This window comes from Croceibacterium selenioxidans (assembly GCF_018599195.1).
In the GTDB taxonomy this organism is placed as follows: domain Bacteria; phylum Pseudomonadota; class Alphaproteobacteria; order Sphingomonadales; family Sphingomonadaceae; genus Croceibacterium_A; species Croceibacterium_A selenioxidans.
On the sequence record NZ_JAHFVK010000001.1, the window covers coordinates 1,686,973 to 1,696,469 of the forward strand.

12 protein-coding genes are annotated in these 9,497 nt (G+C 65.6%); 9 read left to right on the forward strand and 3 right to left on the reverse strand.

Annotated elements, in window-relative coordinates; translation table 11 throughout:
* Positions 1-6: 6 nt before the first annotated feature.
* A complete protein-coding gene (locus KK137_RS08280) occupies positions 7-585 on the reverse strand; it encodes a J domain-containing protein (RefSeq protein ID WP_214535653.1) in 579 nt (192 codons plus the stop codon).
* 52 nt (positions 586-637) lie between these two features.
* Here KK137_RS08280 and KK137_RS08285 point away from each other — a divergent pair, with 52 nt between their 5' ends.
* The 5 genes from KK137_RS08285 (at position 638) to KK137_RS08305 (ending at position 4,340) form a co-directional block, all read left to right on the forward strand.
* On the forward strand, positions 638-916 hold the full coding sequence (locus KK137_RS08285; protein ID WP_214535654.1) for a BolA family protein: 279 nt from the start codon (positions 638-640) through the stop codon (positions 914-916).
* Positions 917-922: 6 nt separating this feature from the next.
* A complete protein-coding gene (locus KK137_RS08290; RefSeq protein WP_214535655.1) occupies positions 923-1,630 on the forward strand; it encodes a glutathione S-transferase in 708 nt (235 codons plus the stop codon).
* Positions 1,627-2,511 carry a pirin family protein gene (locus KK137_RS08295; protein WP_214535656.1) on the forward strand — a complete coding sequence of 295 codons (885 nt, stop codon included), beginning with the start codon at positions 1,627-1,629 and terminating at the stop codon, positions 2,509-2,511. Before KK137_RS08290 ends, KK137_RS08295 begins: the two co-directional genes overlap by 4 nt.
* 72 nt (positions 2,512-2,583) lie before the next feature.
* Positions 2,584-3,771 (forward strand): low temperature requirement protein A, encoded by a 1,188-nt coding sequence (locus KK137_RS08300; RefSeq protein WP_250893792.1) that lies wholly within the window; start codon positions 2,584-2,586, stop codon positions 3,769-3,771.
* An 83-nt stretch (positions 3,772-3,854) separates the two neighbouring features.
* On the forward strand, positions 3,855-4,340 hold the full coding sequence (locus tag KK137_RS08305; protein ID WP_214535657.1) for a YybH family protein: 486 nt from the start codon (positions 3,855-3,857) through the stop codon (positions 4,338-4,340).
* Positions 4,341-4,345: 5 nt separating this feature from the next.
* On the opposite strand, the gene KK137_RS08310 is transcribed toward KK137_RS08305, so the two are convergent.
* Entirely contained in the window at positions 4,346-4,912 is a 567-nt protein-coding gene (locus KK137_RS08310) for a hypothetical protein (protein WP_214535658.1), read from the reverse strand.
* A 125-nt stretch (positions 4,913-5,037) separates the two neighbouring features.
* On the reverse strand, positions 5,038-6,111 hold the full coding sequence (locus KK137_RS08315) for a DUF2332 domain-containing protein (RefSeq protein WP_250893627.1): 1,074 nt from the start codon (positions 6,109-6,111) through the stop codon (positions 5,038-5,040).
* 40 nt (positions 6,112-6,151) lie between these two features.
* Here KK137_RS08315 and hisG point away from each other — a divergent pair, with 40 nt between their 5' ends.
* From hisG to thiL, 4 genes are read left to right on the forward strand one after another with little or no spacing between them, the layout of a single operon-like run.
* Positions 6,152-6,808, forward strand: coding sequence for an ATP phosphoribosyltransferase (gene hisG, locus KK137_RS08320; protein ID WP_214535659.1), 657 nt, complete (start codon positions 6,152-6,154; stop codon positions 6,806-6,808).
* Entirely contained in the window at positions 6,808-8,097 is a 1,290-nt protein-coding gene (gene hisD / locus KK137_RS08325; protein WP_214535660.1) for a histidinol dehydrogenase, read from the forward strand. The genes hisG and hisD overlap by 1 nt, the downstream gene beginning before the upstream one ends.
* The gene (nusB, locus tag KK137_RS08330; protein WP_214535661.1) at positions 8,094-8,543 is read left to right on the forward strand and encodes a transcription antitermination factor NusB; all 450 of its coding nucleotides are present in this window, start codon (positions 8,094-8,096) and stop codon (positions 8,541-8,543) included. Before hisD ends, nusB begins: the two co-directional genes overlap by 4 nt.
* The gene (gene thiL, locus KK137_RS08335) at positions 8,540-9,412 is read left to right on the forward strand and encodes a thiamine-phosphate kinase (RefSeq protein WP_214535662.1); all 873 of its coding nucleotides are present in this window, start codon (positions 8,540-8,542) and stop codon (positions 9,410-9,412) included. Before nusB ends, thiL begins: the two co-directional genes overlap by 4 nt.
* Positions 9,413-9,497 lie beyond the last annotated feature (85 nt).

Below are 9,497 nucleotides of genomic sequence, written 5' to 3' on the forward strand. Positions count from 1 at the left end.
ACCGTCTCAGGTGAATGCCGCCGACTTCCGCAGCATCTGATAAGCCTCGACCACCCGCTGCAGCCGCGCCTCCTGGCTCCGGTCGCCGCCATTGCGGTCGGGATGGAAGCGGCGGACGAGCGCGGAGTAGCGCTTGCGCAGCGAATGGAGGTCGGTGTCCGGGCCCAGGCCCATGGCCGAAAGCGCGTCTGCCTCTTTGGCGCTGAAGCGAGCCGTGGCCTGCCGCCCAGCGGCGCGCTTGCGGATATCGGCGGCCCGCGCCCCGATCGCGTCGAGCGGATCGTCGAAGTCGGCCCAGCGCGGCACGGTGCCCGCGCCCGGTTTGAACGCTCGTGTTTCGCGCTCCCAGCCGGCGATAGGCGATTGCGCGGCGAGGATTTCGTCGGCCGACATGCCTTCGAACCAGTCGTACCCCGCGTTAAACTCGCGCACGTGCTGCAGGCAGAACCAGCGCCACTCGCCCGGCCCGTCAAAGCCGGCCCTTCGCGTACCGGGCGCGCGGAATTCGCCCGCTTCCTGGCAATCGGGTGCATCGCAGGCCTTGCCTTCGTTTTCGTATCGTCCGTGAAATTTCTCGGGGCGCATTCGATCATTAGTGGTGATAGAGCGGCCGGATGAAAAGCCCTGGAATGAACCGATGAGCGGACCTGTTGCACGCGAAATCGAAATCCTGCTGCAGGAAGCCTTCCTGCCGACCCGGCTCGACGTCATCAACGACAGCGCCCGCCATCACGGACACTCGGGCGACGATGGCAGCGGCGAATCGCATTTCACCGTGGTGATCGAAAGCGCGGCCTTCGTGGGCAAGAGCCGCGTCGATCGCCAACGGATGGTCAACCGCGCTCTGGGCGACATTCCCGGGAACCGGGTGCATGCTCTCGCCATTCGAGCTTTCGCCCCCAACGAAGCGGACTAGACCAGCATGAGCTACGACCTGTGGTACTGGCCGAACATCCAGGGCCGCGGGGAATTCGTGCGGTTGGTCTTAGAGGGAGCAGGCATCCCATACCGGGATCGCGCGCGCGAGGAGGGTGCCGAAGCCCTGATGCAAGACATGGCGGCGCGCAGGGGGTTCGGTCCTTTCGCCCCGCCCTATCTGGTCGATGGGGACTTCGCGAGCGCGCAGGTCGCGCATATTCTCGCCTGGCTAACCGACCGCCACGGCCTGGGGGCCGGCAGCCTCGAAACCGACCTGCAGCTGATCCAGCTCCAGCTAACGGTGACCGACCTCGTGGCCGAAGCGCACAATGTTCACCACCCGGTCGCCGCCGACAAATACTATCACGAGCAGAAGGCCGAGGCGCTCAGGGCCGCCACCTCTTTCCGCTCGGCCCGCATGCCGAAGTACCTCGATCATTTTGAGGCTGCCCTGAAGGTCCACGAAGGGCCGTTCGTGCTCGGCGCGAAGTGGAGTCCCATCGACACCTCGTTATTCCAGCTGATCGAGGGGCTGACCTACGCTTTCCCGAGGCGCATGGCCGCGCTCAAGCCTCGCTACCCTCTTCTCCATGACGTGCATGATGCCGTCGCTCAGATCGATGGCATCGCCGTCTACTTGTCATCCGACCGCCGTATCCCCTTCAACGAGGATGGCATTTTCCGTCACTATCCGGAGCTCGACGCCGAATGAGCATTCTCCAGACCGTCACCCCCGTCACGCACGACCTCGGCGGCTTCCAGGTCCGCCGTGCGGTGCCGAGCCCCAATTGCCGCATGGTCGGCCCGTTCGTGTTCGTCGACCAGTTCGGCCCGGCGCGGCTCAATGCGGGGGAAGGGATGGATGTGCGTCCGCACCCGCACATTAACCTCGCCACGGTCACCTGGCTGTTCGAGGGCGCGATCGACCACCGCGACAGCCTGGGGAGCTACTCCACCATCCGACCCGGAACGGTGAACTTGATGACAGCCGGCAGCGGTATCGTCCATTCGGAACGGAGCCCGCAGAGCGAACGCGACGCAGGCCCTTCGATGTACGGCATGCAGACCTGGCTAGCCCTACCCGATGGCATGGAGGAGATCGCCCCGGCGTTCGAGGCCGTGAGCGGCCTCCCGCTGATCGAGGACACCTGCATCAAGGCCCGGGTCATCATGGGCTCGCTCTGGGGCAAGCGCGCGCAGACGACGTGCTATGCCGACACGATCTATGCCGAGATCGACCTCGGTCCGGCAGGCGCGATCCCGATCGATGCCGAAGCCGACGAACGCGCGGTCATGCTTGTCGGTGGCGAGGCCAGCATCGACGGGCATCCGCTCGAACTCTACGCTCTGACCGTGCTCAAGCCGGGCGAACCGATGACGCTCAGCTCAAGCCGGGGCGGCAAGATCATGCTGCTGGGCGGAGAGGCGTTCAAGACGCACCGCTACGTCTACTGGAACTTCGTCAGTTCCAGCCGGGACCGGATCGAGCAGGCAAAAGAAGACTGGACCTCGGGCCGCTTCCCGCTGGTTCCGGGCGACGATCATGAATTCATCCCCTTGCCCGAAAGGCCGAAGACGGTCAGCTATCCCTGAGGCGGCAAATCAGGGGAGGCCACCATCAGCGAGGGTCACGGCGCACAGGGTTCCAGCAAGAACAGATCGCTTCTGCGCGATCAGAACGGCCACGTTCCCGTCAGCTATCTTGAGCTGTTCTTCGATCTCGTCTTCGTCTTCGCGCTGACGCAGATCTCGCACCTCATCCTCGAAACGATGAGCTGGCAGGGATTGGCCGAAGCGGCGATCGCCTTCTCCGCGGTGTGGTTGGCGTGGATCTACACAACGTGGGCCGCCAACTGGGCCGAGCCCGAGCGGTTACCGGTACGCATCATGCTCATCTGCGTGATGCTGGCGAGCCTGATCATGGCCGTCGTCCTGCCTCACGCCTTCGAGGATAAAGGCCTTATCTTCGCGCTGAGCTACGTCGCCATTCAGGTCGGCCGAACTCTGTTCATGGTCTACGTCATGTACAGGTCGGAAGGCGGCAATGCCCGCAACATGTTGCGTATCGCGATCTGGTTCATGACTTCGGCCGTGGTATGGATTGCGGGGGCCTTGCTAGCCGAAGGCTGGGACCGGTTCTGGTGGTGGCTCGCCGCGCTGGCGATCGAATATGCCGGGCCTTTCGCCCTCTTCCGCCTACCGTTCCTCGGCCGCTCGACCCTGGACGACTGGAGCATTTCGGGTCACCACCTCGCCGAACGCTGTGCACTGTTCATCATCATCGCGCTTGGTGAAGGCATAGTGGTGACCGGCGGCACCTTTGCCGGGCAGGCGTTCACCGCCACCAATCTCACCGCGTTCCTGATCGCCTTCTCGGGCTCGGTGCTCATGTGGTGGATCTACTTCGACACCGGCGCGCGCCGGGGCTCGGACCGGATCGAGCATCATTCGCAGCCCGGCCGCGTTGCGCGGGATGCCTACACCTACCTGCACATGCCCATAGTCATGGGGATAATAGGCGGGGCGGTAGCAGACGAGATGCTGCTGGCTCACCCCGATCACCACGCCAGCCGCGCGCTGGTGGCCTTCACTTGCGGCGGCATGGCGCTTTACCTGCTGGGCGTCGGGCAGTTCAAGAAAGGCTCGAGCACGCATCTGAGGTTTCCGCTGTCGCACCTTGCCGGGCTCAGCCTCTTCGGATGGCTGGCGACCTACGCGTGGCTAGTTCCTCTGCCAGCCCTTCTGTTCGGAAGTCTTGGCGTGGCCGTGCTGCTGCTGGTCGCGGTGTGGGAGTGGTTCTCGTTGCATGGTGGTTGGCAGGAGCGTCTCGAACGATGGCGGAAGAAGGCGTGAGGCCTGATTTGCGTTCGATCAAAGCGAGCTAGCCAAATCCCTGCCACCTCAAACGGCGAAGACCGTCTTGGTGGAGGATTACAATGCGAGCCGCTTTCCTGACCCTTGCCCCGATTGTGCTGCTGGGGGCGTGCGGCTCGTCCGCCGATACCGATGCGGTTCTCGAAACCGTGCGGGCCACCGAAGAGGCGCAATTCCAGGCGATCGCCGCCAAGGACCTGCGCGGCGCCACCCGCAACTACGAGGATCAGGCCATCCTCGTTGCCCACGGCCGCGCGCCCACGGTCGGGGCGGCGGCGATCGGTACGACGTACGAAGCGCTCCTCGGCGATCCGAACCTCAAGATCGAGATCACGCCGGGCAAGGCCTGGGCGGCGTCGAGTGGAGACATGGTCGTCACCACCCACACCGCGCGAGTGACGACTACCGACCCTGCGTCCGGCAAACCCTCCACCGAAGCGACCACGAACCAGACCGTGTGGCGCAAGGAGGCCGGCGATCCCTGGAAGATCGCCGCCGACTACCAGATGCCGCTTACCGAGGCGCCTGCCACCGACAAGCCAGCCTGAGAAGCTCAGGCGCGGCTTGCCGCCCGGAACAGACCGCCCGACACCAGCCAGAGCGCCACGAATACGCCGTTGAGCATGAACAGCCCGACGGCACCGGGCGGCTCGTCGGCTCCTGCTCCAGCGATCAGCGCCACGACCGCGACAATCGCATGGGCGCCGGCGGCCAGGAGCAGGCTGCGCGATAGGCCGTCGGCTCGGAAACGGGCCACAACCGCTCCGGCGACGACCATCAGGATGATCGCGATGAACACGAGGTTGGCCGGATTGCCTTCGTCACCGATCACGCCAACGGCCGCATTGACCCAGACCAGCAGGAACGAGGTCAGCACGGCAATGGCAGCTCCCAGCCGATAGGCCGTGCTGCTCTGCTTGCGCATCGCCAAGTCCACCAGCCAGGTGCAGCCGTAGAGCAAGACGCCCATGAACACGAAATCTACTGGGCCCCACTGCACATCGCGGCTGAACTGCATCGCCACGGCAGGCGTAAGCAGCAGGCCTGTGGGAATGAGCCACAGCAGGATTCTCCACGGGCTGGATCGCCAACCGCCGTTCCGTTCGATCGATGTCGTCATGTGTCATACCCTTCCTCGTTTGCCGGGAGTCAGGCCATGATCGGCACCGCGCTGAAAGGCATGAGGAGAGGGTGAGGAATCGCTGAAAAGCTCAGCTTGATCCGTTGCCGCGAGGGACGATTACCTCACCCGAGCCACTCCACCCACGCCCCGTGCGGATGGGCCTCGGCCAGCATCACCGGTTCCTCGCCACCGGGCCAGTAGCGCACGGTCAGCTCGTGGCGGAAAGTCTCGCGGTTGGTTTCCAGCCTGATCCAGCCGAGCGGCCTGTCGACACTGGCCCGAGCCCCCGCTTGTTCCATCGCGACTGTGATCGCCTCGCGCGCGGCTTGCGGCAGGTATTGCCACATGACCGAATGATAGAGCACCCGCGTCACCCCCGGCTCCTGCGGCGCGGCCAGCCGTTCGAGCACGAACTCTTCGGCATCCTTGCGCTCGAGCAGCGGTGGCGTTTCGGCCGCAAGCCGGGCGGCGGCTTCGATCCGGCCCATGCGCCCGGTCGCGTCGGGCCACACGTAAGCCTTGAGCCGCAAGGCCTCTGCGGGATCGGACAAGTCGATCGGAGCAACGTCGCAACCGCGGATGGAGACAATCTCCACCTCACCCGACGGCGCCGGGGGTCCGCGCCATTCGGGCACAATGTGCATCGGCGAGTCTACCGGCCCAGCTAGCGTTCCGCCAAGGTCATAGCGATAGCGCTCGATCATCGTGTTGACACCCGCACTGGCGCCGATTTCGTTGAGCTCGAACTTCGGCCCGAGCCGTTGCGAGAGCCACAGCAGGCCGCCCATGATGCTGGCGGAACGGCCCGCCTCGTTTGTCTGCGGCGGGCTGTCGAGCCACGGCACGAGCTTGGCATCCCATTCCACCGCCAGCGTCGCGACCAGCTCGTCAACCACCGCCTGGTCGGTGATCTCGCCGGCGTAGACCCGCTCCAGCCGCCGGTCCGCGCCCGAGAGGGTCAGCCAGTGCAAGCCGCCCGCCACGCGCAAGGGCATGGCGTCCTCCAGGCTCAGGCCCGGCCAGTTGTTCATCCGCTGAGCCAGTTCGGTCGGCGTGTCTAGAATGGCGAGCTCGGCGCGAATGACACGGGCGGTATTGGGGGCGAGCGCTTTCGCCGCATGATCGGCCTGCCAGGCAATTGCCTCGCGCACATCGGTAATCCCCATCACCGGCTGCCCATTCGCCGCACTTGCCATCAACGTTGCCCTTTCCTGCCTCTTTGCCTAGGGCCGCGCCATGACCACTGCCCTCACCTTCGCCGTGCCCAAAGGCCGCATCCTCGACGAGGCCCTGCCGGTGATGGCACGCGCCGGCGTCGTGCCGGAAAGCGCCTTCAACGACAAGGGCAACCGCGCGCTGAGTTTCGCGACCGAAGACGGCGCAATGCGGATCATCCGCGTGCGCGCATTCGACGTCGCCACGTTCGTGGCCTTCGGCGCCGCGCATGCCGGGATCGTCGGTTCAGACGTGATCGAGGAGTTCAACTATTCGGAGCTCTACGCCCCGGTCGACCTCGACATCGGGCACTGCCGCCTGTCGGTGGCGGAGCCGAAGGATGCGAGCGTCTACAGCCCGGGCAACGCCAGTCACCTGCGTGTCGCGACAAAGTACCCGAACCTGACGAGCCGCTGGTTCGAACGGCAGGGCATCCAGGCCGAATGCGTCAAGCTGAACGGGGCGATGGAGCTGGCGCCCTCGCTGGGTTTGTCGCTGCGGATCGTGGACCTTGTCTCGAGCGGGCGCACCCTCGCCGACAACGGCCTGGTGGAAACGGACGTGATCATGCCCGTTTCGGCGCGCCTGATCGTCAATCGCGCGGCGCTCAAGACGGACGCGCGCGTGGCGCAGCTCGTCGAGCGTTTCCGCGCCCTCTCTGAAAGCGAGGCCGCCTGATGCAACGCCTGCTTACCAGCGACCCGCAGTTCGAACGCAAGTTCGCCCGCCTCGTCGAAGACCGGCGCGAGACTGAAAGCGACGTGTCGAGCGTGGTTTCCGACATCCTTGATAAAGTCCGCCAGCGTGGCGACGAAGCGGTGGCCGAATACACCGCTCGCTTCGACCGCCATACGCTCGGCGCCGACGATGACTGGCGCATCGGGCCGGAGGCCTGCAAGGCGGCCTACGACGCGCTCGAACCCAAGCTCCGTGATGCGCTCGAGCTCGCCGCCGAACGCATCCGCGCTTATCACGTCGACCAGCTTCCGCGTGACCGCGACTTCACCGACGACGCGGGCGTTCGCCTGGGCGCCAGGTGGCGCGCGGTCGATGCCGCGGGTCTCTATGTCCCGGGCGGGCGCGCGGCCTATCCCTCTTCGCTGCTGATGAACGCGATCCCGGCCAAGGTCGCGGGTGTGGAGCGCATCGTCGTCGCCACACCGACCCCGCGTGGCGAGAGCAATCCGCTGGTCCTCGCCGCCGCCCACCTCGTCGGGGTCGACGAAGTCTGGCGTATCGGTGGAGCGCAAGCCATTGGCGCACTCGCCTATGGCACCAAGCGCATCAAGCCGGTCGACGTCATCACCGGCCCCGGCAACGACTACGTGGCCGAAGCCAAGCGCCAGCTGTTCGGCGTGGTCGGCATCGACATGGTCGCCGGACCGAGTGAGATTCTCGTGATCGCCGACGGCACGAACGATCCAGACTGGATCGCCGCCGACCTCCTGAGTCAGGCCGAGCACGACCCGTCCTCGCAGTCGATCCTGATCACCGACGACGCCAAATTCGCCGATCAGGTTGCCGACCGCGTCGACGTGCAGTGCTCGATGCTCGCCACCGAGGATTGCGCGCGTCAGAGCTGGGAGGACAACGGCGTGCTGTTGATCGTGAACGACCTGTCGGAAGCGCCCGCTCTCGCCAACCGCCTGGCCGCCGAGCATGTCGAGCTGGCGGTCGACGATCCGGAGGCGCTGTTCGCCGAGCTGCGTCACGCCGGTAGCGTGTTCCTTGGCCGGTATACGCCCGAGGCCGTCGGCGATTATGTCGCCGGCCCGAACCACGTGCTACCGACCGGCCGCCGCGCCCGCTTTGCCAGCGGACTCTCGGTGCTCGATTTCATGAAACGCACCAGTTTCATTTCGATGGATGCCGACGCGCTCGCCAAGATCGGTCCGGCCGCCGTCGCGTTGGCCGAGATGGAAGGTCTTCCGGCTCACGCCAAATCCGTACAGTTGAGGTTGAAATGAACACCCCCGCCCGCTCCAAGGCCCGCTCGGCCGCCCGGCTCGCAGCCGTCCAGGCGCTGTACCAGCGGCAGATGGAAGGCACCCACCTTCCGCGCCTGCTCGATGAGTTTCACCAACACCGCCTTGGGGCGGAAATCGAGGAAGACCAATACATCCAGGCCGAAGTCGAGTTCTTCGACGACCTGGTAAGCGGCGCGGTCGCTCGCGAAGAAGAGATCGACACTCTGCTGGGCAGCAAGCTGGCCGAGGGTTGGTCGGTCCAGCGTCTCGACAAGACCATGCTGCAGATCCTGCGCGTGGGCGCGTACGAGCTGCTCGCCCGACCCGACATCCCCACCGGCGCCGCGATCAGCGAATATGTCGACGTCGCCCACGCCTTTTTCGACGCGCGCGAGGCCAAGTTCGTCAACGGCGTACTCGACGCGGTGGCGAAGGCCGCCCGTTGAGCGGCGAGGCCGCTTTCATCGACACGCTCCGGGCTCTCGCCCACCATCCCGCCGCGCGCGGCTTGCTCGACGATACCGCGGTGCTGCAGTTCGGGGCGGAAACGCTCGTCCTGACGCACGACATGATGGTCGAGGGACGGCACTTCCTCCCCTCGCAATCACAGGCCGACGTCGCGTGGAAGCTGGTAGCGACCAACCTCTCCGACCTCGCCGCCAAGGGGGCCGAACCCTTGGGTGTGCTGGTCGGTTATATGCTCGCGCCCGACCAAGCCGATTTCGCAGAGGGCTTGAGCGAAGTCCTGGAGCATTACGGCGTACCGCTGCTTGGGGGTGACACCGTGTCAGGCGGGGCGCCGCAAGCGCTCGGTCTCACAGCCATCGGCCGGGCAACGCACTCGCCAGTGCCCTCGAGAAGCGGCGCGAAAGTTGGCGACGTACTGTGGCTCACCGGGCAAGTCGGCTCCGCGATGCTCGGCTTCGAGGCGTTGCGTGATGCGACCGGAGAGGACAGCACAGCCTATCGCCGACCCATGGCACGGCTGGCAGAAGGCGAGGCCCTCGCCCCGCTGGTGACGGCGATGATGGACGTGTCTGACGGCGTCCTGCTCGACGCTTGGCGCCTCGCCGAGGCGAGTCAGGTCTCGCTCGCCATCGACAGCCGCGCCGTCCCGATCGCCGTGCCCGAAACCCGACGGCTGGATGCGCTGCGCTGGGGTGACGACTACGAGCTGTTGTTCACGCTGCCGGCCGATGTCGAGCCACCGGTACCGGCCAGCCGCATCGGAATGGTGGAGCCGCGCGGATTTGTGCCGCTTTTCCTTGATGGAGAGCCTATCGCCAACCGTCACGGATTGGGCTGGGAGCACTAAGCTCGGGCTATTTCGCGCGGCCGCCTTTCAAATCCACTGGTCATAAATCGAACTTACGATCGCGGGATGAGCCACAGGTCGGAAC

What these genes read in the sequence shown, in the direction of transcription:
- KK137_RS08280 (WP_214535653.1), bottom strand. Translation starts at nt 585, where the DNA reads ATGCGCCCCGAGAAATTTCACGGACGATACGAAAACGAAGGCAAGGCC.
- KK137_RS08285 (WP_214535654.1), top strand. Translation starts at nt 638, where the DNA reads ATGAGCGGACCTGTTGCACGCGAAATCGAAATCCTGCTGCAGGAAGCC.
- KK137_RS08290 (WP_214535655.1), top strand. Translation starts at nt 923, where the DNA reads ATGAGCTACGACCTGTGGTACTGGCCGAACATCCAGGGCCGCGGGGAA.
- KK137_RS08295 (WP_214535656.1), top strand. Translation starts at nt 1,627, where the DNA reads ATGAGCATTCTCCAGACCGTCACCCCCGTCACGCACGACCTCGGCGGC.
- KK137_RS08305 (WP_214535657.1), top strand. Translation starts at nt 3,855, where the DNA reads ATGCGAGCCGCTTTCCTGACCCTTGCCCCGATTGTGCTGCTGGGGGCG.
- KK137_RS08310 (WP_214535658.1), bottom strand. Translation starts at nt 4,912, where the DNA reads ATGACGACATCGATCGAACGGAACGGCGGTTGGCGATCCAGCCCGTGG.
- KK137_RS08315 (WP_250893627.1), bottom strand. Translation starts at nt 6,111, where the DNA reads ATGGCAAGTGCGGCGAATGGGCAGCCGGTGATGGGGATTACCGATGTG.
- hisG (WP_214535659.1), top strand. Translation starts at nt 6,152, where the DNA reads ATGACCACTGCCCTCACCTTCGCCGTGCCCAAAGGCCGCATCCTCGAC.
- hisD (WP_214535660.1), top strand. Translation starts at nt 6,808, where the DNA reads ATGCAACGCCTGCTTACCAGCGACCCGCAGTTCGAACGCAAGTTCGCC.
- nusB (WP_214535661.1), top strand. Translation starts at nt 8,094, where the DNA reads ATGAACACCCCCGCCCGCTCCAAGGCCCGCTCGGCCGCCCGGCTCGCA.